Source organism: Pseudomonas sp. PvP025 (assembly GCF_017832155.1).
In the GTDB taxonomy this organism is placed as follows: domain Bacteria; phylum Pseudomonadota; class Gammaproteobacteria; order Pseudomonadales; family Pseudomonadaceae; genus Aquipseudomonas.
On sequence record NZ_JAFIBJ010000001.1, the window covers coordinates 3,348,571 to 3,373,738 of the forward strand.

Genomic DNA, 25,168 nt, shown 5'->3' on the forward strand with positions numbered 1-25,168 from the left:
GAGGCGCAGGGTTTTAAAATCAATCAGTTGCCGAATGGGCGATAGCAGTTGGCCTGTTTTATTTTGCACGACGCCACGTGCAGGGCGTGGCGTTCTGCACGATTCACCGCCACAAGGAGCGCGCCAATCCAGTGGGCGAAAGGCCAGGGCGCCAGCTAAGATAGCGGTCTGCTCAACTCATCACGAGGCAAAACCCATGGCCAAGCAGGCGCTCATTCTGATCGATATCCAGAACGACTACTTCCCCCAGGGCAAGTGGCCGCTCGTCGACGTGGACGCGGCGGCGGACAAGGCGGCGCAGGTGCTGCAGGCGTTTCGTCAGGCGGGCGATGCCGTGATTCACGTGCGCCATGAATTCACCGCCGAGGATGCGCCCTTCTTCACTCCAGGCTCGGAAGGCGCGCAGTTGCACCCCAAGGCACTCAACGAAGGCAGCGAGCCGGTGGTGCTTAAACATTTCGTGAATGCGTTTCGCGAAACCGATCTGCGCGCTCTGCTGGAACGACGCAGCATCACCGATGTGGTGGTGGTCGGCAGTATGAGCCATATGTGCATCGATGCGGGGGTGCGCGCAGCGGCGGACCTTGGCTACAAGGTCACGGTGATCCACGATGCCTGCGCCACGCGGGATCTTGAATTCAATGGCAAGGTCATCCCGGCGGCGCAGGTGCATGATGCATACATGGCGGCGCTGGCGTTCGGTTATGCGAGCGTGGTGTCGGCGGATGAGTACCTGAAGGCGCAGACGGCGGCCGTGTGACCGCCCTGTGAAGCGTCAGCGAGTGGCGATGATGAACAGGCGCGGAAATGGCAACAGCACGCTGCCGTCGCTCAGGGCTGGGTAGGCTTTGGTAATCCTCGTCTGGTATTCGCGTAGGAACGCGGCCTTTTCGTCATCGCTCAAAGGCGCGAGAAACGGCCGCAACCCCGAGCCCTTGAACCATTCCACTACCGCCGCGTGGTCGGCCAGCGGGTGCTGGTAGGTGGTGCGCCAAACATCCACGGTGCTGCAATGCTGGCTCAGCAACTCGTAGTAGTAGCTCGCGGGGTGACGCGGATTGTGCTTGAACGCTCCGATCTTCGCCGACCAGGGCCCCTGTGCCGCCACGTCGCGGGCCAGTTGGTGGGCAGGCTCGTCGAGGTTATCCGGCGTTTGCACCGCCAGCGTGCCGCCCGGCGTCAGATGACTGACCAGGTGCGGGTAGAGCGTGGCGTGGTCGGGCAGCCATTGCAGAGAAGCGTTGGCGAGAATCACATCGAATTGCCGCGCCGGGTTCCAGGCGCCGATATCCGCCAGCTCGAAATCAAGGTTAGGCAGGCGCTGACGGGCGTCGAGCAACATGTCATCGGAACTGTCCATGCCGGTGACCTGCGCCTGTGGATAGCGCTCGGCCAACACTTGCGTTGAGTTACCGGGGCCGCAGCCCAGGTCGACGGCGCTGTGCACGTCGACATTCGGGATGGCCGCGACCAGATCGCGGACGGGACGGGTACGTTGTTGCTCGAACAAGGTGTATTGCTTGGCAGACCAGGTCATCGCGGTTTTCCTTCTGCATGGTGTAAAAACTGCACCAGTCTGCCAGAACTCATTCGCACGACGGCTGCCAATAAATGCGTCCTTTTGTTTCCCTACAGTTTGAACCGCGAAACCACCGTACGCAGTTCCCCCGCCAGCAACGACAGCTCCTGCGCCGTCGCAGCGTTGTCTTCGATGCCCTCCATCAACGTGATACTGCCGTTGCGAATTTCGGTCACGTTGCGGTTGATGTCTTCGGACACGGCGTGTTGCTGCACCGCTGCGCTGGCGATCTGCGTGTTCATGCCGACGATCTGATCAACGCCATCATTGATTGCATCCAGGCTGGTCGAGGCTTGTTGAGCAGACTCGAGACAGGCCTGCGCGCGCAACTTGCCCGACTTCATCTGCTCCACGGCCGCGGACGTCGCCAGTTGCAGCTCCTGGATAATGGTGCGGATTTCTTCGGTTGAGTTCTGCGTGCGCGAGGCCAGGGTTCGGACCTCGTCCGCCACCACCGCAAAGCCGCGGCCCTGCTCACCGGCACGGGCCGCCTCGATGGCGGCATTCAACGCCAGCAGGTTGGTTTGATCGGCGATGTTACGGATCACTTCAATAACCCCGCCGATCTGCTGGCTGTGCTGGGCCAGCGCGGAGACTTTCTGCGCGCTGCGCTCCACTTCTTCGGCCAAGGCTTCGATGGTGACGCGGGTTTCCTGCATCTTCGCAAGGCCTGCGATCGAAGACTGACTGGCATGCCCGGCGGCATGGGCGGCGCCCTCGGTGTTCTGCGCCACATCGGCAACGCTGGCGGTCATCTCGTTGATGGCCGTAGCGACTTGCTCGGTTTCGCTTTGCTGCACATTCATCGAGCGTTTGGCCACGTCGATAGACACGCCCATGCGCGCGGCCGCCTCGGACACCGATTGCGAACTGCGCTCAACCTGCGCCAGCGACGCACTGAAGGCCTGCACCATCGCGTTGAGAGCGTTGCCCACGTCGGCCATTTCATCGTTGCCGCGCACCGGAATGCGCGTGCTCAGGTCGCCCTGGGCAATCAGCTGCGTGGCACTCAACACATCGTTGAGGGTGCGCCGCATGGCGCTGTAGATGCCGCTGAAGGCGTAGACCAGCAACAGGCCAAGCCCGGCCAGCATGCCGAGGATGAGCAGGCGCTCTGCGCTTTTTTCCTGGACACGGCGTTCGAGTGTCTTCAGCAGTGCGTCTTGCAGGGTGTCCTGCGCCTTGTACAACTCGGCGACTACCGCGTTGCCCTTGGCCGGCAGGTTCTGCACGCCACTGATGGTGTCGGTGGTGGAGCCAATCATCAGATCAAGATCGGCGCGAAAACCCTCCAGGCTCGCAAAGGCACTGGTAATCGGTGCCTGAATGCGATCGGCCAGGGCCGGCTCGCGACGACGCAAAAGGTCCAGGCTCTGCTGGAGCTCCTTGTGGATCATCACCTCGTTCTTGAGCATCGCCCTGATCACGCCACGCGTGCCCGGGCTCAATACCTGCCCCTCATGCAGCCCACTGACCAGACCGCGCAATTGGCCGACGATATTGATCTGGCGCGGCAACCGCAAGGTGCTCTGGTCGATCATGAACAGCGAGGCAAAGTCTTCATCGAGCACCATGCCCGAGGTGGCCGATACGTAATAAACGAAGTTCAGGGTTTCGGTGAGTTGATCGTTCCACTCGTCGAAGGTAGTGCTCGGGTTGGCGTCGCCCTTGGCCAGCTCAATCAGGCGCTGCGCCCCGGCACGCAGGCGCTGCACGCGGTCACCGGTTTCGAGCTGGGCGTTGAACTGGCGGTCGGTGGTGGCCAGTTTAGAAAATGCGTCTTCCAGCTTTGCCTGGTTGGCGGAAAGATCGGGCTGCGCGCTCTTGTCACCGCTGAGCAGGCGGTTGGTGAGTGCGCGTTGCAACATCGACAAGCGCAGCACAGGGGTCACGTCCAACAGATAGCGTTGGCCCGATTGTTCGGAGCGGATGACTTCTAGACTGTCGTTGATCTGGTGGACGATACGGGAGCCAAGCAGCACCAGAGGGATCAGGACGATGATTGCCAGCACGCCGAATTTGGTGGGGAAACGTAAACGGCTGGCCAGGTGTACGGCAGGAGCAAGGATATTCATACAGTTCTCACAGCCCGCAATGGGACAGTTTGTGGAAGGTTTATAGGTGAGAACTGTCCGTTTTCTCTCAAATGCCTGGCTCTGTCTGGCACATTTGGCTAATCACGCTGTGCATGTAACTAATCGTTTCATGCTCGGTGTCGGCATTGAGATTGAGAACTTTAAGAAAAGTTGTACATTTTTTTATATTTGTACAACTCTGGAACGCTTGAAGAAAAGTGATGTCGCGTTGATATCAACGCTGTGTGACGATTTTGTGCAGGAGAATGGCGGCGAGCGTTGCGACTATTTGAGCGCATACGAAAACGCCCCTGGGATTTTGCAATCCGCAGGGGCGTTGGGATCAGCTGAGCGCCGGGTGCCAGCGCGGGCGTCGATCAGAACGGAATATCGTCATCAAAGCTGTCGAAATCCGGAGCCGGCTGTGGCGCGGCCTGTTGTGGCGCTGGACGCGACTCACGCTGTGGCTGCTGGCTTGGCTGTGGACGCGACTGCTGTGGACGCGGTGCCGAGTTGGACATGCCGCCCTGGCCCTGTTGGTCGCCCTGTGGACGGCCGCCCAGCAGTTGCATGGTGCCTTGCATGTCGACCACGATTTCAGTGGTGTAACGCTTGATACCGTCCTTTTCCCACTCGCGGGTCTGCAGTTTGCCTTCGATGTAGACCTGCGAACCTTTGCGCAGGTATTCACCGGCGATTTCGGCAACCTTGCCGAACATCGACACACGGTGCCATTCGGTTTTCTCGACCTTCTGGCCGGTCTGCTTGTCGGTCCACTGTTCGCTGGTCGCCAGACTCAGGTTGGTCACGGCGTTACCGTTAGGCAGGTAGCGAACTTCGGGATCCTGGCCGCATGTACCGACCAATATGACTTTGTTAACCCCACGGGCCATAACGTTCTCCTAGGCTGGGCGCGCTGTCGGCACTGGGTTGACCAGTTGCTCGAGCGTCGCGCGATCCAATAATTCGGTGTCCAATTTAATGTAAATGGCCGCCTCTTCAGCGACCACTACTGCATCCGTTACTCCAACGACGGCCTTCAGGCGCTCTGCCAGACCGGCTTCGCGCATCGCCTCGGGCGACAGCGGTAAACGCAGACTGGTGACGTAGGGAGGTTCGCGCATGGTAACAGCAAAGGCCAGCCAAAGTGCAGCCAGCCCGGCGCATCCGAGGAACACAACCGACAGACCGCCATGCTGGAACATCCAGCCGCCCATGATGCCGCCCAACGCGGAACCGAGGAACTGGCTGGTGGAATACACCCCCATCGCCGTGCCCTTGCCTCCGGCCGGTGAAACCTTACTAATCAGCGAAGGCAATGACGCCTCCAGCAGGTTGAACGCGGTGAAGAACACCACCGTGCCGCTCACCAGCGCCCGCAGGCTGTCGCCGAACTGCCAGAAGAATAGTTCAGTGAGCATCAATGTCGCGACGGCGCCGAGCAGAACTCGTTTCATTTTGCGTTTCTTCTCGCCATAGATGATGAACGGGATCATGGCGAAGAACGAAATCAACAACGCAGTGAGATAGACCCACCAGTGCTGCTCCTTGGGCAGACCGGCTTTTTCCACCAGCGCCAGGGGCAAGGCGACGAAGCTGCACATCAGCATGGCGTGCAACACGAAGATACCTAAATCCAGGCGCAGCAGGTCCGGATGCTTGAGCGTCGGCAGCAGCGCCTTGCGCGCCACACCGGACTCACGGTGCTGCAAGGTGCCGGTAGAGCGCGGCACCATGAACGCGACGATGACAATGCCGATCAGCGCCATGCCGCCGGTGGCCAGGAACAGCCCATGCAGGCCGAACGCACTGGTCAGCAGCGGGCCGACCACCATGGCCACGGCGAACGACAGCCCGATAGTCATCCCGATCATTGCCATGGCCTTGGTGCGATGTTGTTCGCGGGTCAGGTCCGAGAGCAGCGCCATGACCGCCGCGGAAATCGCGCCAGCGCCCTGCAGGATGCGTCCGGCGATCACGCCCCAGATCGAATCGGCCTGGGCCGCGAGCACGCTGCCGAGCGCGAAGACGATCAGGCCGAGGTAGATCACGGGGCGGCGGCCGATGCGGTCGGAAATGATCCCGAACGGAATCTGAAAAATGGCCTGGGTCAGACCGTAGGCGCCAATCGCCAGGCCGATGAGTGCGGGGGTCGCTCCTGCGAGATCCATTCCATAGGTCGCCAGCACCGGCAACACCATAAACATGCCAAGCATACGGAAGGCGAACACCAGGGCCAGACCGCTTGCCGCTCGGGTCTCGCCGCTACTCATGCGTTCGCTGTGGGGATCGTGCATGGAAAAACCTCGTGTGAACCGGCGGCGATTCTACCAGTCCCATCGATTGAGAGGGTATATGCGGCGCTTTGCCGCGCAGCTTTCATGCAAGGCTGCAAGCGGCCTTTTGACAGTGTATATTCATCCAGTCTTTAGCCGTATACTCCGGCATTATTTACGCCCGCCGTGCGAGGCCATCTTGGACAAGATCCTGATTCGTGGGGCTAGAACCCACAACCTGAAGAACATTGACCTGACCCTGCCCCGGGACAAACTGATCGTCATCACCGGCCTGTCCGGCTCGGGCAAATCGTCCCTGGCGTTCGACACGCTGTATGCCGAAGGCCAGCGTCGCTACGTGGAATCGCTGTCGGCCTATGCCCGCCAGTTCCTGTCGATGATGGAAAAACCCGACGTCGACACCATTGAAGGCTTGTCGCCGGCCATTTCCATCGAACAGAAATCGACCTCCCACAACCCGCGCTCCACCGTGGGCACCATCACCGAAATCTACGACTACCTGCGTCTGCTGTACGCGCGCGTGGGTATTCCCCGCTGCCCGGATCACGACATTCCGCTGGAAGCCCAGACCGTCAGCCAGATGGTCGACCTGGTGCTGGCCCTGCCGGAAGGCGCCAAGCTGATGCTGCTGGCGCCGGTGATTCGCGAGCGCAAGGGTGAACACCTTTCTGTTTTCGAAGAGCTGCGTGCCCAGGGTTTCGTGCGCGCGCGGATCAACGGCAAGCTCTATGAGCTGGACGAAGCGCCGAAGCTCGACAAGCAGAAGAAGCACTCCATCGATGTGGTGGTCGACCGCTTCAAGGTGCGCGCTGACCTGCAGCAGCGCCTGGCAGAGTCTTTTGAGACCGCACTGAAGCTGGCGGACGGTATCGCCCTGGTGGCGCCGATGGACGACGAGCCGGGCGAAGAGATCATCTTCTCCGCACGCTTCGCCTGCCCGGTCTGCGGGCATGCCATCAGCGAGCTGGAACCCAAGTTGTTTTCCTTCAACAACCCGGCCGGCGCCTGCCCGACCTGTGACGGCCTGGGGGTGAAGCAGTTCTTCGACATCAAGCGCCTGGTCAATGGGGAACTGACACTGGCCGAGGGGGCGATACGCGGCTGGGACCGGCGCAACGTCTATTACTTCCAGATGCTTGGCTCGTTGGCGTCTCACTACAAGTTCAGCCTTGAAGTGCCCTTCAACCAGCTGCCGGCAGAGCAGCAGAAGGTCATCCTCACCGGCAGCGGCTCGCAGAACGTCGATTTCAAATACCTCAACGACCGAGGCGATATCGTCAAGCGCTCACACCCGTTCGAGGGCATCGTACCGAACCTGGAACGTCGCTACCGTGAGACTGAATCGGCGAGCGTGCGTGAAGAGCTGGCGAAGTTCCTCAGCACCCAGCCGTGCCCGGACTGCCGTGGCACTCGCCTGCGCCGCGAAGCGCGGCACGTATGGGTGGGTGAAAAGACCTTGCCGGCGGTGACCGGTCTGCCGATCGGTGATGCCTGCGAATACTTTGGCGGACTCAAGCTGACCGGCCGCCGTGGGGAAATTGCCGACAAGATCCTCAAGGAAATCCGCGAGCGCCTGCAGTTTCTGGTCAACGTTGGGCTCGATTACCTGTCGCTGGATCGCAGCGCCGACACGCTGTCGGGCGGTGAGGCACAGCGGATCCGCTTGGCCAGTCAGATTGGCGCGGGCCTGGTCGGCGTGTTGTACATTCTTGATGAGCCATCCATTGGCTTGCACCAGCGCGACAACGACCGTCTGCTGGGAACGTTGAAACACCTGCGCGATATCGGCAATACCGTGATCGTGGTAGAGCACGATGAAGACGCGATTCGTCTGGCGGACTATGTGGTCGATATCGGCCCGGGGGCCGGCGTGCATGGCGGGCACATTGTCGCCGAAGGCACACCTGCCGAAGTCATGGCTCACCCGGACTCGCTGACCGGCAAGTACCTGTCTGGCCGCGTGAAGATCCAGGTACCGGCCAAGCGTACGCCGCGTAACAAGAAGATGGCGCTGCACCTCAAGGGGGCGCGTGGCAACAACTTGCGCAATGTCGACCTGGAAATCCCGCTGGGCCTGCTGACCTGCGTTACCGGCGTGTCCGGCTCGGGCAAGTCTACGCTGATCAATAACACGCTGTTTCCGCTAAGCGCGACGGCCCTCAATGGCGCGACCACGCTGGAAGCCGCAGCGCATGACAGCATCAAGGGCCTGGAGCATCTGGACAAGGTAGTCGATATCGACCAAAGCCCGATTGGCCGTACGCCGCGCTCCAATCCAGCCACCTATACCGGGTTGTTCACGCCGATTCGCGAATTGTTCGCCGGCGTGCCGGAATCCCGTTCGCGGGGCTATGGGCCTGGGCGTTTCTCGTTCAACGTCAAGGGCGGTCGCTGCGAGGCTTGCCAGGGCGATGGTCTGATCAAGGTGGAGATGCACTTCCTGCCGGACATCTACGTGCCGTGCGATGTGTGCAAGAGCAAGCGTTATAACCGCGAAACCCTTGAGGTGAAGTACAAGGGCAAGAACATCCATGAAACTCTGGAAATGACGATCGAGGAAGCGCGGGAGTTCTTCGACGCGGTTCCGGCGCTGGCGCGCAAGCTGCAGACGCTGATGGATGTGGGTTTGTCGTACATCAAGCTAGGCCAGTCGGCGACCACGCTGTCTGGTGGCGAGGCGCAGCGGGTGAAGCTGTCTCGCGAGCTGTCCAAGCGCGACACGGGTAAAACCTTGTATATCCTCGATGAGCCCACCACAGGCCTGCACTTTGCGGATATCCAGCAGTTGCTGGATGTGTTGCACCGCTTGCGCGATCACGGCAACACGGTGGTGGTGATTGAGCACAACCTCGATGTGATCAAGACCGCAGACTGGCTGGTGGACCTGGGGCCGGAAGGCGGCTCCAAGGGGGGTCAGATTATTGCGGTGGGTACGCCGGAGCAAGTCTCCGAGATGTCGCAATCACACACCGGTTACTACTTGAAACCGTTGTTGGCGCGCGACAGGGCCTGATGGATCGGCCAATAAAAAGCCCCTGTCACCTCATCGGTGTCAGGGGCTTTTTACCGTCTGAAGTCAGAACTGCGATTGCAGGTAATTTTCCAGACCAATCAGCTTGATCAGGCCCAGCTGCTTTTCGAGCCAGTAAGTGTGATCTTCTTCGGTGTCATTCAACTGCACCCGCAGGATTTCCCGGGTGACATAGTCGTTGTGCTGCTCGCACAGTTCGATGCCTTTGCAGAGCGCGGCACGCACCTTGTACTCAAGGCGCAAATCGGCGGCGAGCATGTCAGGCACCGTGGTACCCACGTCCAGGTCGTCAGGACGCATGCGTGGCGTGCCTTCGAGCATCAGAATGCGACGCATCAAAGCGTCGGCGTGCTGTGCCTCTTCTTCCATTTCGTGATTGATACGTTCGTAGAGCTCGGTAAAGCCCCAGTCTTCGTACATGCGCGAGTGGATGAAGTATTGGTCACGAGCTGCCAGTTCGCCCGTCAGCAACGTGTTGAGGTAATCGATTACGTCGGGGTGACCTTGCATCGCCCTACATCTCCCTGCTTGAAAGTCTGTAGTTTGAACCATGCTGACGTTTTGGTCACGGGACCAACGGCAGAAAAGTGAAGATTTCCTGAGAAAAGTGGCTGAAATAACGCAAAAACCGCCCAAATGAGGGCGGTTCTGCTTATCGTTTAGAGTTAGTTAAGCGATACACCCAGTGCGGTTGCGATTGCTTCTCCATAAGCAGGATCTGCCTTGTAGAAGTGCTGCAACTGACGCTGAACCACATCACTGGATACACCCGCCATTGCACCGGCGATGTTGCTGGTAAGCAGCGCTCTCTGATCGTCGCTCATCAGGCGGAACAATGCACCGGCGTGGCTGTAGTAATCGGTGTCTTCGCGGTGATCGTGGCGATCAGCTGTACCGTTCAGTGCCAGAGCAGGCTCAGCGTACTGCGGCGCTTGTTTGGGAGCATCGGCGTAGCTGTTGGGCTCGTAGTTGGGTGCCGAGCCACCGTTGCTGCCAAACGCCATTGAGCCGTCGCGCTGATAGCTGTTCACCTGATTGCGTGGAGCATTCACCGGCAACTGCTGGTGATTGGTACCGACACGGTAGCGATGAGCATCGGCATAAGCGAAGACGCGACCTTGCAGCATGCGGTCTGGGGACAACCCCACACCTGGCACCATGTTGCTTGGGCCGAAGGCGGCCTGCTCTACTTCAGCGAAGTAGTTCTGCGGGTTGCGGTTGAGTTCCAGCTCGCCGACTTCGATCAGCGGGAATTCCTTTTGCGACCAAGTCTTGGTCACGTCGAAAGGGTTCTCGTAGTGAGCGTTGGCCTGGGCCTCAGTCATGATCTGAATGCAGACGCGCCATTTCGGGAAATCACCGCGTTCGATTGCGCCAAACAGGTCGCGCTGGGCGTAATCAGGGTCGGTGCCCGCCAGGCGAGCAGCTTCAGCCGGCGCCAGGTTTTTGATGCCCTGTTGGGTTTTGTAATGCCACTTGACCCAGTGACGCTCGCCCCGGGCGTTGATCAGGCTGTAAGTATGGCTGCCGAAGCCGTGCATGTGACGGTAGCCGTCCGGGATACCACGGTCGGAAAACAGAATGGTGACTTGGTGCAGCGCCTCGGGGGAGTGCGACCAAAAGTCCCACATCATCTGGGCGCTTTTCAAGTTGCTCTGCGGCAGACGTTTTTGAGTGTGGATAAAATCCGGGAATTTCAGCGGGTCACGGATGAAGAACACGGGCGTGTTATTGCCCACAATGTCCCAGTTACCTTCTTCGGTGTAGAACTTCAAGGCAAAACCGCGCGGATCACGCTCGGTATCCGCAGAACCACGTTCACCCCCCACAGTAGAGAATCGCAGGAACGTAGGCGTTTGCTTGCCGACCGATTCGAACAGCTTGGCGCTGGTGTATTGAGTGATGTCCTGGGTAACGGTGAACGTGCCGTACGCGCCCGAACCCTTGGCGTGGACGCGACGTTCAGGGATGTTCTCGCGATTGAAGTGAGCGAGTTTTTCGATCAGGTGAAAATCATCGAGCAGCAACGGACCACGTGGCCCCGCCGAGCGGGAATTCTGGTTATCCGCGACGGGCGCGCCGCTGGCGGTGGTAAGGATTTTGTTCTGGCTCATGCTCAATCTTCCTCAGGTCAGTCATGGAACTGCCGGCTAATCGGCTTGGAAGGAGTATCGACCATCAAGATGACACCATCAAATTCATTAAATCATGGTCTTTGATAGAAAATAACTAACGCGTCACAGCACAAATAGATATCGGCTTGTAAGCGCGGCAGTCTGATGAGGATAGTGGGTTTATTTACGCCCACAAAAAACCGGGCACTAGGCCCGGTTCTTCGATACAGCTTGTCGTCTTACTCGGCGCTTACAGCTTCGCCGGCAGTAGCACGATCAACCAACTCGACATACGCCATAGGCGCGTTGTCGCCAGCGCGGAAACCGCACTTGAGGATGCGCAGGTAGCCACCCTCACGGGTAGCATAACGCTTGCCCAGGTCGTTGAAGAGCTTACCAACGATAGCTTTCGAGCGAGTACGGTCGAAAGCCAGACGGCGGTTAGCCAGGCTGTCTGTCTTGGCCAAAGTGATCAGCGGCTCAGCAACGCGACGCAGTTCTTTAGCTTTCGGCAGTGTAGTTTTGATCAGCTCGTGCTCGAACAGCGACACCGCCATGTTTTGAAACATGGCCTTGCGGTGCGAGCTGGTACGGCTCAGGTGACGACCACTTTTACGATGACGCATGGTTCATTCCTTACCAAACTCACGTTCGGTGATTACGACGATCAGGCAGTCGCCTTGTCGTCCTTCTTAAGACTTGCAGGCGGCCAGTTGTCGAGGCGCATGCCGAGGGACAGACCGCGGGAGGCCAGAACGTCCTTGATTTCAGTCAAGGATTTCTTGCCCAGGTTCGGAGTCTTCAACAGTTCTACTTCGGTACGCTGAATCAGGTCGCCGATGTAGTAAATGTTTTCCGCCTTAAGGCAGTTAGCCGAACGTACAGTCAGTTCCAGATCGTCAACCGGGCGAAGCAGGATCGGATCGATCTCGTCTTCCTGCTCGATTACCACTGGTTCGCTGTCACCTTTGAGGTCGACGAACGCAGCCAACTGCTGTTGCAGAATGGTTGCAGCGCGGCGGATAGCCTCTTCAGGATCCAGAGTACCGTTGGTTTCCAGATCAATAACCAGCTTGTCCAGGTTAGTACGCTGCTCGACACGGGCGTTTTCCACCACGTATGCGATACGGCGAACCGGGCTGAACGAAGAGTCAAGCTGCAAGCGACCAATGCTGCGGCTTTCATCTTCATCGCTCTGACGCGAGTCGGCCGGTTCATAACCACGACCACGAGCTACAGTGAGCTTCATGTTCAGGGCGCCGTTAGACGCCAGGTTAGCGATTACGTGATCGGGGTTAACGATCTCGACATCATGATCCAGCTGAATATCGGCAGCGGTAACCACCCCCGAACCCTTCTTCGACAAGGTCAGCGTAACTTCGTCACGACCGTGCAGCTTGATAGCCAGACCTTTAAGGTTCAACAGGATTTCAATTACGTCTTCCTGTACACCTTCGATGGCGCTGTACTCGTGGAGCACACCGTCAATCTCGGCCTCGACTACTGCACAGCCGGGCATTGAGGACAACAGGATGCGTCGCAGCGCGTTGCCCAGGGTGTGGCCAAAACCACGCTCGAGAGGCTCGAGAGTGATCTTGGCGCGGGTTGGACTGACAACCTGCACATCAATGTGGCGGGGTGTCAGGAACTCATTTACCGAAATCTGCATGGATGCACCTATTTTCTAGCCCTTACTTGGAGTAGAGCTCGACAATCAGGCTTTCGTTGATGTCGGCGGACAGATCACTGCGAGCAGGAACGTTCTTGAAAACGCCCGACTTCTTCTCAGTGTCTACTTCTACCCATTCTACGCGGCCACGTTGGGCACACAGATCGAGAGCTTGGACAATGCGAAGTTGGTTTTTTGCTTTCTCGCGAATCGCGACCACGTCACCAGCACGAACCTGGTAAGACGGTACGTTAACGGTTTGGCCGTTTACGCTGACGGATTTGTGCGATACCAGCTGACGGGATTCGGCGCGAGTCGAACCAAAGCCCATACGGTATACAACGTTGTCCAGACGGCATTCGAGCAGTTGCAGCAGGTTTTCACCGGTTGCACCTTTCTTGCCAGCAGCTTCTTTGTAGTAGCCGCTGAACTGACGCTCGAGAACGCCGTAGATACGACGTACCTTCTGCTTTTCACGCAGTTGGGTGCCGTAGTCGGATTGGCGACCGCGGCGTTGGCCGTGGATACCAGGTGCTGCTTCAATGTTGCACTTCGATTCGATCGCGCGCACGCCGCTCTTCAGAAAGAGATCGGTGCCTTCACGACGAGCGAGTTTGCATTTTGGACCAATGTAACGAGCCATTCTTTACAATCTCCTGGATTACACGCGGCGCTTCTTCGGCGGACGGCACCCGTTGTGCGGGATTGGCGTCACGTCGGTGATGCTGGCGATCTTATAGCCACAGCCGTTCAAAGCACGGACAGCAGACTCACGACCTGGACCTGGACCCTTGACGTTAACGTCGAGGTTTTTCAGGCCATATTCCAGCGCAGCTTGACCAGCACGTTCAGCAGCTACTTGAGCAGCAAACGGGGTGGACTTGCGGGAACCGCGGAAACCCGAACCACCGGAGGTAGCCCAAGAAAGCGCGTTACCTTGACGGTCGGTGATGGTCACGATTGTGTTGTTAAAAGATGCATGGATGTGGGCGATGCCATCAACCACTGTCTTTTTAACTTTTTTACGAGGACGAGCAGCAGGTTTTGCCATGATAATTTTCCTGTCGATTCGCGTGGGCGATTACTTGCGGATCGGCTTACGCGGACCTTTACGGGTACGCGCGTTAGTCTTGGTACGCTGACCGCGCACTGGAAGACCACGACGATGACGCAGACCACGGTAGCAACCGAGGTCCATCAAACGCTTGATTTTCATGTTGATTTCGCGACGCAGGTCACCTTCAGTGGTGAACTTCGCCACTTCGCCACGCAACAGCTCAATCTGCTCGTCGCTCAGATCCTTGATCTTTGCGGCTGGGTTTACCCCAGTATCTGCGCAAATTTTCTGCGCAGTAGTGCGACCAACACCATAGATGTAGGTCAGCGAGATAACAGTGTGCTTGTTATCTGGAATGTTAACGCCTGCAATACGGGCCATTCAGTGGGACTCCAATTGACAGCTACCTACGCCCCGGAAGCCAAGAAATAGGGCGCGAGATAATATCGCTGTAATAACAAATAATCAACCCGGCAGCGCACTAGCTGCCGGGCTTCAAGCGGATCACACTCAGCCTTGGCGCTGTTTGTGACGCGGTTCCGCGCTGCAAATTACTCGAACAACACCTTCGCGGCGAATAATCTTGCAGTTACGGCACAGCTTTTTCACCGATGCACGAACTTTCATCACCAACTCCTCGAACCTTATGGGGTACTCAGCGCAACATGCCGCTGCCGTAGCCCTTCAGGTTGGCTTTCTTCATCAGGGATTCGTACTGGTGCGAAACGAGGTGCGATTGTACTTGGGACATGAAGTCCATCACAACCACGACCACGATCAGCAACGAGGTCCCGCCAAGGTAGAACGGAACGTTTGCTGCAACCACCAGAAACTGGGGCAACAGGCACACGGCCGTCATATATAGAGCACCGAACAGGGTCAAGCGAGTCAAAACGCCATCAATGTAGCGTGCAGACTGCTCACCTGGACGGATGCCCGGAATAAAGGCACCGGACTTCTTCAGGTTTTCCGCTACGTCTTTCGGATTGAACATCAACGCCGTATAGAAGAAGCAGAAGAAAATAATCCCTGCACTAAACAGCAGAATATTCAACGGCTGACCAGGAGCGATCGACTGAGAGAGGTCCTGCAGCCAGCCCATATTTTCGGACTGACCAAACCAGGTACCCAACGAAGCCGGAAACAGCAAAATGCTGCTCGCGAAAATTGCCGGGATAACACCGGCCATATTCACTTTCAGCGGCAAGTGGCTTGTCTGCGCAGCAAAGACCTTGCGGCCCTGCTGACGCTTGGCGTAGTGAACAGCAATACGACGCTGGCCACGCTCAATGAACACCACAAAACCGATAATCGCTACTGCCAGCAAACCGATGGCAACCAAGGCAAAGATATTGATATCACCCTGACGTGCAGACTCGAAAGACTGCCCGATTGCTCTCGGAAGACCGGCGACGATACCTGCGAAAATCAACATCGAGATACCGTTACCAACACCACGCTCAGTAATCTGCTCACCCAGCCACATCATGAACATCGCACCAGCCACAAAAGTGGATACCGCGACGAAATGGAAGCCAAAGTCACCAGTGAACGCAACGCCCTGCCCTGCCAGGCCAACGGACATGCCGATAGCTTGAACAAGGGCGAGGACGACAGTGCCGTAGCGGGTGTACTGGCTAATCTTGCGACGACCAGCTTCACCTTCCTTCTTCAACTGCTCCAGTTGCGGGCTGACGGCGGTCATCAGTTGCATGATGATCGATGCCGAAATGTACGGCATGATCCCCAGTGCAAAGATGCTCATCCGTTCCAGCGCGCCGCCGGAAAACATGTTGAACAAGCTAAGAATGGTCCCCTCATTCTGTCGAAACAGGTCTGCGAGTCGGTCCGGGTTGATACCTGGAACCGGGATGTGTGCGCCTATTCGGTAGACGATAATCGCCAGGAACAGAAAACGCAGACGAGCCCAAAGTTCAGACATACCGCCTTTGCCGAGCGCTGAGAGAGCACCTTGCTTAGCCATTTATTCCTCGAACTTGCCGCCAGCTGCTTCGATAGCCGAACGCGCACCTTTGGTGGCGCCGATTCCCTTGCCGATAGTGACAGCGCGAGTCACTTCACCGGACAGCATGATTTTCACACGCTGTACGTTGACGTTGATCACGTTGGCATCTTTCAGGGTCTGCACAGTAACGATGTCGCCTTCCACTTTAGCCAGCTCGGACAGACGCACTTCTGCGCGGTCCATGGCTTTCAGGGAAACGAAACCGAACTTGGGCAGGCGACGATGCAGCGGCTGTTGACCGCCTTCAAAGCCTGGAGCGATGGTGCCACCGGAGCGGGAGGTTTGACCCTTGTGGCCACGGCCACCAGTCTTACCCAAACCGCTACCGATACCACGGCCCGGACGATGCTTTTCGCGACGGGAACCCGGCGCTGGACTCAGATCATTGAGTTTCATCGATTAACCCTCTACACGCAGCATGTAGTAAGCCTTGTTGATCATCCCGCGATTCTCGGGAGTATCCTGGACTTCTACAGTGTGACCGATGCGACGCAGACCCAAACCCTTAACGCACAGTTTGTGGTTAGGAATGCGGCCGGTCATGCTTTTGATCAGCGTTACTTTAACGGTAGCCATGATCAGAAGATCTCCTTGACGGTCAAGCCACGCTTGGCGGCAATGGACTCAGGAGATTGCATGGCTTTCAGACCCTTGAAAGTGGCGTGAACCACGTTTACCGGGTTAGTCGAGCCGTAGCACTTGGCCAGAACGTTCTGAACGCCAGCAACTTCGAGGACAGCACGCATAGCGCCGCCAGCGATGATACCGGTACCTTCAGAAGCAGGCTGCATGTACACCTTCGAAGCGCCATGGGCGGACTTCATTGCGTATTGCAGCGTGGTGCCGTTCAGATCAACTTGGATCATGTTGCGACGAGCAGCTTCCATTGCCTTCTGGATCGCAGCAGGCACTTCACGTGACTTGCCACGGCCGAAGCCAACACGCCCTTTACCATCACCCACCACGGTCAACGCGGTGAAAGTGAAGATACGGCCGCCTTTAACGGTTTTGGCTACGCGGTTAACTTGAACCAGCTTCTCAATGTAGCCTTCGTCGCGCTTTTGGTCGTTATTTGACATAACTTAGAACTCCAGCCCAGCTTCACGAGCAGCATCAGCCAGCGCTTTAACGCGGCCGTGGTACTTGAAGCCAGAGCGGTCGAAAGCCACTTGCGAGACGCCAGCGGCCTTAGCACGCGTAGCGACCAGCTGGCCAACCTTTGTGGCCGCGTCGATGTTGCCGGTGGCACCATCACGCAGTTCTTTATCCAAAGTCGAGGCGCTTGCCAGGACCTGGTTGCCGTCGGCCGAGATGACCTGGGCGTAGATGTGCTGCGACGAGCGATACACGCAGAGACGCACGACTTCGAGTTCGTGCATTTTCAGGCGTGCTTTGCGAGCGCGACGCAGTCGAGTAACTTTTTTGTCGGTCATTTGCTATGCCCTACTTCTTCTTGGCTTCTTTACGACGGACGACTTCGTCCGCGTAGCGCACACCTTTGCCTTTGTACGGCTCTGGTGGACGGAAGTCGCGGATCTCAGCGGCCACCTGACCTACCAGCTGCTTATCGATACCCTTGATCAGGATATCGGTTTGGCTAGGGGTCTCAGCGGTGATGCCTTCCGGCAGTTCGTAATCCACTGGGTGCGAGAAGCCAAGGGCCAGGTTCAAAACCGTGCCTTTTGCTTGCGCTTTGTAACCAACACCGACCAGCTGGAGCTTGCGCTCGAAGCCTTGGCTTACGCCTTGGACCATGTTATTTACCAACGCACGCGTGGTACCGGCCATTGCGCGAGTTTGTTGATCGCCATTGCGAGCAGCGAAACGCAACTCACCAGCTTCTTCAACGATCTCAACGGACGAATGGATGTTCAGTTCAAGAGTGCCCTTGGCACCCTTCACCGAAAGCTGTTGGCCTGCGAATTTGACTTCGACACCGGCTGGCAGCTTAACGGGGTTCTTAGCGACGCGAGACATGCTTATCCCCCCTTAGAACACAGTGCAAAGAACTTCGCCGCCGACACCGGCAGCGCGCGCAGCACGATCCGTCATCACACCTTTGTTGGTGGAGACGATAGACACGCCCAGACCGCCACGAACTTTCGGCAGATCTTCAGCGGACTTGTACTGACGCAGGCCTGGACGGCTAACGCGCTTCACTTCCTCGATGACCGAACGGCCTTCGAAGTACTTCAGCTCGATGGACAGCAGTGGCTTGATTTCGCTGCTGATCTGATAACCCGCAATGTAGCCTTCGTCTTTCAGGACTTTGGCAACAGCTACCTTCAACTTGGAAGATGGCATGCTTACGACGGACTTTTCAGCCATCTGGGCATTACGGATACGAGTTAGCATGTCCGCTAACGGGTCCTGCATACTCATGGGCTAGACGCTCCTAATACAAAAAAATTAGCCTTGCGGCTACATATGTCGCCGAGAATCTCCGGCCATAAAAAACACGGGCTCAGGCGAGCCGCGTATTTTAGACACACTCCGGAAATGAAACAAGCCCCAAAAGGGGCTTGTTCCAGATTCAAGGCCACCGGCGGTCAGTATCTTGCGATAAAGGACGCCGGGACGCTGAACGTACTTACCAGCTGGCTTTAACCAGACCTGGTACGTCACCACGCATTGCCGCTTCACGCAGTTTGTTACGGCCGAGGCCGAACTTGCGGTAAACGCCGTGCGGACGACCAGTCAGGCGGCAGCGGTTACGCATGCGCGAAGCGCTTGCGTCACGTGGCTGCTTCTGCAGAGCTACTGTCGCTTCCCAACGTGCTTCTGGACTTGCGTTCAGATCCACGATGATTGCTTTCAGTGCTGCACGCTTCTTGGCGTACTTGGCAACCGTGAGCTGACGTTTCAGCTCGCGGTTTTTCATGCTCATCTTGGCCATGGTCCTACTCCAATCAGTTGCGGAACGGGAATTTGAAAGCACGCAGCAGGGCGCGACCTTCATCATCGTTCTTGGCAGTGGTGGTCAGGGTGATGTCCAGACCGCGGAGAGCATCGATCTTGTCGTAGTCGATTTCCGGGAAGATGATCTGCTCTTTCACGCCCATGCTGTAGTTACCACGACCATCGAAGGACTTGGCATTCAGGCCGCGGAAGTCGCGAACCCGAGGCAGGGAGATCGACAGCAGACGATCCAGGAATTCATACATACGCTCACGGCGCAGAGTCACTTTGACGCCGATCGGCCAACCTTCACGGACTTTAAAGCCAGCGATGGATTTCCGAGCGTAAGTCACAACGACTTTCTGACCGGTGATCTTTTCCAGGTCAGCAACAGCGTGCTCGATGACTTTTTTGTCACCGACCGCTTCGCCCAGACCCATGTTCAGGGTGATTTTGGTAACGCGTGGAACTTCCATCACGTTCGAAAGCTTAAGTTCTTCCTTAAGTTTCGGTGCGATTTCTTTCCAGTAAATCTCTTTTAGTCGTGCCATGGTCTTCTACCTAGCAGTGTTCAAGCATCAACCGCTTTTTGGGTCGACTTGAAGACACGAATTTTCTTGCCGTCTTCTACTTTGAAACCAACGCGGTCAGCCTTGTTGGTTTCGCCGTTGAAAATGGCGACGTTAGAAGCGTCCAGTGGAGCTTCTTTTTCGACGATACCGCCTTGCACGCCCGACATCGGGTTTGGCTTGGTATGACGCTTGACCAGGTTCAGACCGCCGATAACCAGACGGTTATTAGCGAGAACCTTGAGCACCTTACCGCGCTTACCTTTGTCTTTGCCGGCGATCACGATGATCTCGTCGTCACGACGAATCTTTTGCATGTCGGATCTCCTTACAGCACTTCTGGGGCGAGCGAGACGATCTTCATGAACTTCTCAGTACGAAGTTCACGGGTCACTGGCCCAAAGATACGGGTGCCGATCGGCTCTTGCTTGTTGTTCAAAAGAACAGCAGCGTTGCCATCAAAGCGGATAATGGAGCCATCAGCACGACGTACGCCGTGACGAGTGCGGACTACAACAGCAGTCATCACTTGGCCTTTTTTCACTTTACCGCGAGGAATTGCTTCCTTGACGGTAACCTTGATGATGTCACCGATACCAGCGTAACGACGATGGGAGCCACCCAGCACCTTGATGCACATAACACGGCGAGCGCCGCTGTTATCGGCCACATCGAGCATGGATTGAGTCTGAATCATATAATTTCTCCGACCCCTAGTCCTTAGACTTCCACAGCGCGTTCGAGAACATCAACCAGTGCCCAAGACTTGGTCTTGGCCAGCGGACGAGTTTCACGAATAGTGACTTTGTCGCCGATGTGGCACTGATTGGTTTCGTCGTGCGCGTGCAGCTTAGTCGAACGCTTAACATATTTACCGTAGATCGGGTGCTTAACGCGACGCTCGATCAAAACGGTGATGGTTTTGTCCATCTTGTCGCTGACAACACGGCCAGTCAGCGTACGGACAGTCTTTTCGGCTTCAGCCATGATCACTTACCTGCCTGCTGGTTGAGCACAGTCTTCACGCGAGCGATGTCACGCTTAACTTGCGAGAGCAGATGAGACTGCCCCAACTGGCCAGTTGCTTTCTGCATACGCAGATTGAACTGGTCGCGCAGCAGGCCGAGCAGTTGCTCGTTCAGCTGCTGTGCGGATTTTTCACGAAGTTCATTCGCTTTCATCACATCACCGTCCGTTTAACAAAGGCGGTGGCGAGCGGCAGCTTTGCAGCAGCCAGGGCAAAAGCCTCACGCGCCAGCTCTTCAGTTACACCCTCGATTTCATACAGGACTTTGCCTGGCTGAATCTGGGCTACCCAGTATTCCACGTTACCCTTACCTTTACCCATCCGAACCTCGAGAGGCTTTTTGGAGATCGGCTTGTCCGGGAATACACGGATCCAGATCTTGCCGCCACGTTTAACGTGACGGGTCAGAGCACGACGCGCTGACTCGATCTGACGAGCGGTGAGACGACCACGAGCTACAGACTTCAGCGCGAACTCGCCGAAGCTGACTTTGCTACCGCGCTGAGCCAGACCACGGTTGTGGCCTGTCATCTGCTTGCGGAACTTCGTACGCTTTGGTTGCAACATTTGGCGTACCCCTTACTTAGCAGCTTTTTTACGAGGCGCTGGTGCTTGTGGTTTCAGTTCTTCTTGGCGACCACCAATTACTTCGCCTTTGAAGATCCAAACCTTTACACCGATCACACCATAAGTGGTGTGAGCTTCGTAGTTGGCATAGTCGATGTCGGCACGCAGGGTGTGCAGTGGCACACGACCTTCGCGATACCATTCAGTACGTGCGATTTCAGCACCGCCGAGACGACCGCTCACTTGGATTTTGATGCCTTTGGCACCAATGCGCATGGCGTTCTGTACAGCGCGCTTCATAGCGCGACGGAACATTACACGACGCTCCAGCTGCTGAGCTACGCTCTGCGCAACCAGCATACCGTCGAGCTCCGGCTTGCGGATCTCTTCGATATTGATGTGCACAGGCACACCCATTTGCTTGGTCAGGTCCTGACGCAGTTTCTCAACATCTTCACCTTTCTTCCCGATAACGATACCTGGACGAGCGGTGTGGATGGTGATACGTGCGGTTTGCGCCGGGCGATGGATATCGATACGGCTTACGGACGCGCTTTTTAGTTTGTCTTGGAGATACTCACGCACCTTCAGATCAGCGAACAAATAGTCCGCATAAGTCCGGCCGTCTGCATACCAGACGGAGGTGTGTTCCTTGACGATTCCCAGGCGAATGCCAATGGGATGTACTTTCTGACCCATCTCTTCGACTCCGTTACTTGTCAGCAACCTTGACAGTGATATGGCAAGACCGCTTGACGATGCGATCAGCACGGCCTTTGGCACGTGGCATGATTCGCTTCAGCGAACGCCCTTCGTTGACGAAAACGGTGCTGACCTTCAGGTCATCAACGTCTGCGCCTTCGTTATGCTCGGCGTTGGCTACGGCCGACTCCAGCACTTTCTTCATGATCTCGGCGGCTTTCTTACTGCTGAAAGCCAACAGGTTGAGCGCTTCGCCCACCTTCTTCCCGCGGATCTGGTCGGCGACCAAGCGGGCTTTCTGGGCGGAGATTCGAGCGCCCGACAACTTAGCGGCTACTTCCATTTCCTAACCCCTTAACGCTTGGCTTTCTTGTCTGCCACGTGCCCACGATAAGTGCGGGTACCGGCAAACTCGCCTAGTTTGTGGCCGACCATGTCTTCGTTCACGAGAACTGGGACGTGCAAGCGACCGTTGTGTACAGCGATGGTCAGACCGACCATTTGTGGCAGGATCATCGAACGACGCGACCAGGTTTTCACCGGCTTGCGATCATTCTTTTCCGCCGCCACTTCGATCTTCTTCAGTAGGTGAAGATCAATAAAAGGACCTTTTTTCAGAGAACGTGGCACTGTCGTATCCCTCTATTTACTTGCGACGACGGACGATCATTTTGTCGGTACGCTTATTACCACGAGTCTTCGCGCCCTTAGTCGGGAAGCCCCATGGCGATACCGGATGACGACCACCAGAGGTACGACCTTCACCACCACCGTGTGGGTGGTCAACCGGGTTCATGGCAACACCACGAACGGTTGGGCGAACGCCACGCCAGCGTTTGGCACCGGCTTTACCCAACGAACGCAGGCTGTGCTCGGAGTTCGAGACTTCGCCCAGGGTCGCACGGCATTCAGCCAATACTTTACGCATCTCACCAGAACGCAGACGCAGGGTCACGTAGACACCTTCACGAGCGATCAGCTGAGCCGAAGCACCAGCGGAACGAGCGATTTGCGCGCCTTTACCTGGCTTCAATTCGATGCCGTGTACGGTGCTACCAACTGGAATGTTACGCAGTTGCAGAGCGTTGCCCGGCTTGATCGGTGCCAGGGCACCTGCGATCAGCTGGTCGCCAGCACTCACGCCTTTAGGCGCGATGATGTAGCGACGCTCGCCATCTGCGTACAACAGCAGAGCGATGTGAGCAGTACGGTTTGGATCGTATTCAATGCGCTCGACAGTGGCAGAGATGCCATCTTTGTCGTTGCGACGGAAATCGACCATACGATAATGCTGCTTATGGCCACCACCGATGTGACGAGTGGTAATGCGACCATTGTTGTTACGACCACCAGTCTTCGATTTCTTCTCGAGCAGCGGTGCGTGAGGAGCGCCTTTATGCAGCTCCTGGTTGACCACCTTGACCACGAAACGGCGGCCAGGGGAAGTCGGTTTGCATTTAACGATTGCCATGATGCACCCCTTCCTTACTCAGCACTGCTGCTGAAATCGAGATCTTGGCCTGGCTGAAGGGAGATAACTGCCTTCTTCCAGTCATTACGCTTGCCCAGACCGCGAGCAGTGCGCTTGCTCTTACCCAGAACATTCAGGGTAGTAACACGCTCTACTTTCACGCTGAACAGGCTTTCGACGGCCTTCTTGATTTCCAGCTTGGTTGCGTCAGTTGCAACCTTGAAAACGAACTGGCCTTTCTTGTCAGCCAGAACCGTAGCCTTTTCGGAAACGTGCGGGCCAAGCAGAACTTTAAATACGCGTTCCTGGTTCATCCCAGCAGCTCCTCGAATTTCTTCACGGCCGACACGGTGATCAACACCTTGTCGTATGCGATCAGACTAACTGGATCGGAACCTTGCACGTCACGTACATCAACGTGTGGCAGGTTGCGAGCAGCCAGGTACAGGTTCTGATCAACAGCTTCAGACACGATCAAAACGTCGGTCAGGCTCATGTTGTTCAGTTTGCCCAGCAGATCTTTGGTTTTTGGACTTTCAACAACGAAGTCCTGAACCACGACCAGACGATCAGTACGCACGAGTTCAGCAAGGATGGAGCGCAGAGCTGCGCGGTACATCTTCTTGTTGAGCTTCTGAGAGTGATCCTGTGGACGTGCTGCGAAAGTGGTACCACCGCCACGCCAGATTGGGCTACGGATAGTACCGGCACGAGCACGGCCAGTGCCTTTCTGACGCCAAGGGCGCTTACCGCCACCACGTACGTCGGAACGGGTCTTTTGCTGCTTGCTACCTTGACGGCCGCCGGCCATGTAGGCCACGACTGCTTGGTGAACCAGCGTCTCGTTGAATTCGCCGCCAAATGTCAGTTCGGAAACTTCGATCGCTTGAGCGTCATTTACATTTAATTGCATGTCAGCTTCCCCTTAACCGCGAGCCTTGGCCGCTGGACGTACAACCAGGTTGCCGCCAGTAGCGCCAGGAACAGCACCCTTGACCAACAACAGATTGCGTTCAGCGTCGACGCGCACTACTTCGAGGGACTGCACGGTCACGCGCTCAGCGCCCATATGACCGGACATTTTTTTGCCCTTGAATACACGACCAGGAGTCTGGCACTGGCCAATAGAGCCCGGGACGCGGTGGGAAACGGAGTTACCGTGAGTGTTGTCTTGACCACGGAAATTCCAACGCTTGATCGTACCCTGGAAGCCTTTACCCTTGGACTGACCGGTTACATCAACCAGTTGACCAGCGGCGAAGATTTCAGCGTTGATCAGATCGCCAGCCTGGTAGTCGCCGTCTTCAAGACGGAACTCCATGACAGTACGACCAGCTGCAACGTTTGCTTTAGCGAAGTGACCTGCTTGAGCAGCAGTCACACGCGAAGCGCGACGCTCGCCGACAGTGACTTGCACTGCACGATAGCCATCGGTTTCTTCAGTTTTGAACTGGGTGACGCGATTCGGCTCGATCTCAATGACCGTGACCGGAATGGAGACACCTTCTTCGGTGAAAATACGGGTCATACCGCATTTACGACCGACTACACCAATAGTCATGTTGTAAACCTCATGAGTGTACGGGGCTTTCACCCGCTATGGCCGCCCATTTCAGAGCGTTACACGACTAAGACCCAAGTCTTAGCCGAGGCTGATCTGTACTTCCACACCGGCTGCCAGATCTAGCTTCATAAGTGCATCAACGGTTTTATCCGTTGGCTGGACGATGTCCAGTACGCGCTTATGAGTACGGATCTCGTACTGGTCGCGCGCGTCTTTGTTGACGTGCGGAGAGACCAGAACGGTGAACCGCTCTTTACGAGTAGGCAGTGGGATAGGACCACGCACCTGAGCCCCAGTACGTTTCGCGGTTTCCACGATTTCCTGGGTGGATTGGTCGATCAGGCGATGGTCGAAAGCCTTCAACCTGATACGAATTTTCTGATTTTGCATTGGATTTCAGACTCCGGCTGCTTTTCCCAGCGAGCGCAATACGCCCGTTAAAAGGAGGCGCAATTCTATAGACGCTCCAGATAGGTGTCAACTCAATAAAAAAGGCCCCCGCTGAGCGGGGGCCTTCTCAAA

36 protein-coding genes are annotated in these 25,168 nt (G+C 56.7%); 2 read left to right on the forward strand and 34 right to left on the reverse strand.

Annotated features, from left to right (window positions below; genetic code table 11):
- The first annotated feature begins 196 nt into the window (after positions 1–196).
- Complete coding sequence (locus JOE32_RS14305; protein WP_209985389.1) at positions 197–760, forward strand: cysteine hydrolase family protein; 564 nt, start codon at positions 197–199, stop codon at positions 758–760.
- A 15-nt stretch (positions 761–775) separates the two neighbouring features.
- On the opposite strand, the gene tam is transcribed toward JOE32_RS14305, so the two are convergent.
- From tam to JOE32_RS14325, 4 genes are all read right to left on the reverse strand, one after another.
- The gene (gene tam / locus JOE32_RS14310; protein WP_209985391.1) at positions 776–1,537 is read right to left on the reverse strand and encodes a trans-aconitate 2-methyltransferase; all 762 of its coding nucleotides are present in this window, start codon (positions 1,535–1,537) and stop codon (positions 776–778) included.
- Positions 1,538–1,629: 92 nt separating this feature from the next.
- Positions 1,630–3,654: a methyl-accepting chemotaxis protein gene (locus JOE32_RS14315; RefSeq protein WP_209985396.1), complete on the reverse strand. Its 2,025-nt coding sequence runs from the start codon at positions 3,652–3,654 to the stop codon at positions 1,630–1,632.
- Between the two features lie 377 nt (positions 3,655–4,031).
- Complete coding sequence (locus tag JOE32_RS14320; protein WP_003232445.1) at positions 4,032–4,547, reverse strand: single-stranded DNA-binding protein; 516 nt, start codon at positions 4,545–4,547, stop codon at positions 4,032–4,034.
- Between the two features lie 9 nt (positions 4,548–4,556).
- Positions 4,557–5,951: an MFS transporter gene (locus tag JOE32_RS14325; protein WP_209985398.1), complete on the reverse strand. Its 1,395-nt coding sequence runs from the start codon at positions 5,949–5,951 to the stop codon at positions 4,557–4,559.
- 178 nt (positions 5,952–6,129) lie between these two features.
- Between JOE32_RS14325 and uvrA the strand changes: the two genes are divergently transcribed.
- Positions 6,130–8,964, forward strand: a complete 2,835-nt coding sequence (gene uvrA / locus JOE32_RS14330) for an excinuclease ABC subunit UvrA (protein ID WP_209985401.1) — start codon at positions 6,130–6,132, stop codon at positions 8,962–8,964.
- Between the two features lie 63 nt (positions 8,965–9,027).
- Here the strand turns inward: uvrA and bfr are convergent, their stop codons facing one another.
- The 30 genes from bfr to rpsJ all read right to left on the reverse strand — a co-directional run bounded on the left by bfr (position 9,028) and on the right by rpsJ (position 25,036).
- Entirely contained in the window at positions 9,028–9,492 is a 465-nt protein-coding gene (bfr, locus tag JOE32_RS14335; RefSeq protein ID WP_003176400.1) for a bacterioferritin, read from the reverse strand.
- Positions 9,493–9,647: 155 nt separating this feature from the next.
- The gene (locus JOE32_RS14340) at positions 9,648–11,096 is read right to left on the reverse strand and encodes a catalase (protein ID WP_209985404.1); all 1,449 of its coding nucleotides are present in this window, start codon (positions 11,094–11,096) and stop codon (positions 9,648–9,650) included.
- A 239-nt stretch (positions 11,097–11,335) separates the two neighbouring features.
- Positions 11,336–11,722, reverse strand: coding sequence for a 50S ribosomal protein L17 (gene rplQ, locus JOE32_RS14345; RefSeq protein ID WP_003176402.1), 387 nt, complete (start codon positions 11,720–11,722; stop codon positions 11,336–11,338).
- 41 nt (positions 11,723–11,763) lie between these two features.
- Positions 11,764–12,765 (reverse strand): DNA-directed RNA polymerase subunit alpha, encoded by a 1,002-nt coding sequence (gene rpoA, locus JOE32_RS14350; RefSeq protein WP_003176403.1) that lies wholly within the window; start codon positions 12,763–12,765, stop codon positions 11,764–11,766.
- A 22-nt stretch (positions 12,766–12,787) separates the two neighbouring features.
- Positions 12,788–13,408 (reverse strand): 30S ribosomal protein S4, encoded by a 621-nt coding sequence (gene rpsD / locus JOE32_RS14355; protein WP_003210056.1) that lies wholly within the window; start codon positions 13,406–13,408, stop codon positions 12,788–12,790.
- A gap of 18 nt (positions 13,409–13,426) precedes the next feature.
- Complete coding sequence (gene rpsK / locus JOE32_RS14360; RefSeq protein ID WP_002555466.1) at positions 13,427–13,816, reverse strand: 30S ribosomal protein S11; 390 nt, start codon at positions 13,814–13,816, stop codon at positions 13,427–13,429.
- A gap of 30 nt (positions 13,817–13,846) precedes the next feature.
- Positions 13,847–14,203, reverse strand: coding sequence for a 30S ribosomal protein S13 (gene rpsM / locus JOE32_RS14365; RefSeq protein ID WP_003210063.1), 357 nt, complete (start codon positions 14,201–14,203; stop codon positions 13,847–13,849).
- 129 nt (positions 14,204–14,332) lie between these two features.
- Positions 14,333–14,449: a 50S ribosomal protein L36 gene (gene rpmJ, locus JOE32_RS14370; RefSeq protein WP_002555468.1), complete on the reverse strand. Its 117-nt coding sequence runs from the start codon at positions 14,447–14,449 to the stop codon at positions 14,333–14,335.
- 28 nt (positions 14,450–14,477) lie between these two features.
- Complete coding sequence (secY, locus tag JOE32_RS14375) at positions 14,478–15,806, reverse strand: preprotein translocase subunit SecY (RefSeq protein WP_003194637.1); 1,329 nt, start codon at positions 15,804–15,806, stop codon at positions 14,478–14,480.
- Positions 15,807–16,244: a 50S ribosomal protein L15 gene (rplO, locus tag JOE32_RS14380; RefSeq protein ID WP_003176407.1), complete on the reverse strand. Its 438-nt coding sequence runs from the start codon at positions 16,242–16,244 to the stop codon at positions 15,807–15,809.
- 3 nt (positions 16,245–16,247) lie between these two features.
- The gene (rpmD, locus tag JOE32_RS14385; RefSeq protein WP_003176408.1) at positions 16,248–16,424 is read right to left on the reverse strand and encodes a 50S ribosomal protein L30; all 177 of its coding nucleotides are present in this window, start codon (positions 16,422–16,424) and stop codon (positions 16,248–16,250) included.
- Positions 16,425–16,426: 2 nt separating this feature from the next.
- A complete protein-coding gene (gene rpsE / locus JOE32_RS14390) occupies positions 16,427–16,927 on the reverse strand; it encodes a 30S ribosomal protein S5 (RefSeq protein ID WP_003176409.1) in 501 nt (166 codons plus the stop codon).
- A gap of 3 nt (positions 16,928–16,930) precedes the next feature.
- Positions 16,931–17,281, reverse strand: coding sequence for a 50S ribosomal protein L18 (gene rplR / locus JOE32_RS14395; protein ID WP_003176410.1), 351 nt, complete (start codon positions 17,279–17,281; stop codon positions 16,931–16,933).
- A gap of 10 nt (positions 17,282–17,291) precedes the next feature.
- Positions 17,292–17,825: a 50S ribosomal protein L6 gene (gene rplF, locus JOE32_RS14400; RefSeq protein WP_003176412.1), complete on the reverse strand. Its 534-nt coding sequence runs from the start codon at positions 17,823–17,825 to the stop codon at positions 17,292–17,294.
- A 12-nt stretch (positions 17,826–17,837) separates the two neighbouring features.
- A complete protein-coding gene (rpsH, locus tag JOE32_RS14405) occupies positions 17,838–18,230 on the reverse strand; it encodes a 30S ribosomal protein S8 (RefSeq protein WP_003176413.1) in 393 nt (130 codons plus the stop codon).
- Between the two features lie 208 nt (positions 18,231–18,438).
- Entirely contained in the window at positions 18,439–18,744 is a 306-nt protein-coding gene (rpsN, locus tag JOE32_RS14410) for a 30S ribosomal protein S14 (RefSeq protein ID WP_003176414.1), read from the reverse strand.
- Positions 18,745–18,757: 13 nt separating this feature from the next.
- Positions 18,758–19,297 (reverse strand): 50S ribosomal protein L5, encoded by a 540-nt coding sequence (gene rplE, locus JOE32_RS14415; protein ID WP_003176415.1) that lies wholly within the window; start codon positions 19,295–19,297, stop codon positions 18,758–18,760.
- 20 nt (positions 19,298–19,317) lie between these two features.
- Complete coding sequence (gene rplX / locus JOE32_RS14420) at positions 19,318–19,632, reverse strand: 50S ribosomal protein L24 (protein WP_003176416.1); 315 nt, start codon at positions 19,630–19,632, stop codon at positions 19,318–19,320.
- Between the two features lie 11 nt (positions 19,633–19,643).
- A complete protein-coding gene (gene rplN, locus JOE32_RS14425) occupies positions 19,644–20,012 on the reverse strand; it encodes a 50S ribosomal protein L14 (RefSeq protein WP_002555479.1) in 369 nt (122 codons plus the stop codon).
- A 23-nt stretch (positions 20,013–20,035) separates the two neighbouring features.
- Positions 20,036–20,302 carry a 30S ribosomal protein S17 gene (rpsQ, locus tag JOE32_RS14430; RefSeq protein WP_003176419.1) on the reverse strand — a complete coding sequence of 89 codons (267 nt, stop codon included), beginning with the start codon at positions 20,300–20,302 and terminating at the stop codon, positions 20,036–20,038.
- A gap of 2 nt (positions 20,303–20,304) precedes the next feature.
- Complete coding sequence (rpmC, locus tag JOE32_RS14435; RefSeq protein WP_002555481.1) at positions 20,305–20,496, reverse strand: 50S ribosomal protein L29; 192 nt, start codon at positions 20,494–20,496, stop codon at positions 20,305–20,307.
- Complete coding sequence (gene rplP / locus JOE32_RS14440) at positions 20,496–20,909, reverse strand: 50S ribosomal protein L16 (RefSeq protein WP_003232424.1); 414 nt, start codon at positions 20,907–20,909, stop codon at positions 20,496–20,498. Before rplP ends, rpmC begins: the two co-directional genes overlap by 1 nt.
- 12 nt (positions 20,910–20,921) lie before the next feature.
- Positions 20,922–21,608 carry a 30S ribosomal protein S3 gene (rpsC, locus tag JOE32_RS14445; RefSeq protein ID WP_003176422.1) on the reverse strand — a complete coding sequence of 229 codons (687 nt, stop codon included), beginning with the start codon at positions 21,606–21,608 and terminating at the stop codon, positions 20,922–20,924.
- Between the two features lie 13 nt (positions 21,609–21,621).
- Entirely contained in the window at positions 21,622–21,954 is a 333-nt protein-coding gene (gene rplV, locus JOE32_RS14450; RefSeq protein WP_003103908.1) for a 50S ribosomal protein L22, read from the reverse strand.
- Between the two features lie 11 nt (positions 21,955–21,965).
- On the reverse strand, positions 21,966–22,241 hold the full coding sequence (rpsS, locus tag JOE32_RS14455) for a 30S ribosomal protein S19 (protein ID WP_003232420.1): 276 nt from the start codon (positions 22,239–22,241) through the stop codon (positions 21,966–21,968).
- Positions 22,242–22,257: 16 nt separating this feature from the next.
- On the reverse strand, positions 22,258–23,082 hold the full coding sequence (gene rplB, locus JOE32_RS14460) for a 50S ribosomal protein L2 (protein ID WP_057010373.1): 825 nt from the start codon (positions 23,080–23,082) through the stop codon (positions 22,258–22,260).
- A 14-nt stretch (positions 23,083–23,096) separates the two neighbouring features.
- Positions 23,097–23,396 carry a 50S ribosomal protein L23 gene (gene rplW, locus JOE32_RS14465; protein WP_002555488.1) on the reverse strand — a complete coding sequence of 100 codons (300 nt, stop codon included), beginning with the start codon at positions 23,394–23,396 and terminating at the stop codon, positions 23,097–23,099.
- Positions 23,393–23,995: a 50S ribosomal protein L4 gene (gene rplD / locus JOE32_RS14470; RefSeq protein WP_209985407.1), complete on the reverse strand. Its 603-nt coding sequence runs from the start codon at positions 23,993–23,995 to the stop codon at positions 23,393–23,395. Before rplD ends, rplW begins: the two co-directional genes overlap by 4 nt.
- Positions 23,996–24,007: 12 nt before the next feature.
- Complete coding sequence (rplC, locus tag JOE32_RS14475; RefSeq protein WP_003194649.1) at positions 24,008–24,643, reverse strand: 50S ribosomal protein L3; 636 nt, start codon at positions 24,641–24,643, stop codon at positions 24,008–24,010.
- An 81-nt stretch (positions 24,644–24,724) separates the two neighbouring features.
- Positions 24,725–25,036 (reverse strand): 30S ribosomal protein S10, encoded by a 312-nt coding sequence (gene rpsJ, locus JOE32_RS14480; RefSeq protein ID WP_003232414.1) that lies wholly within the window; start codon positions 25,034–25,036, stop codon positions 24,725–24,727.
- Positions 25,037–25,168: the final 132 nt, after the last annotated feature.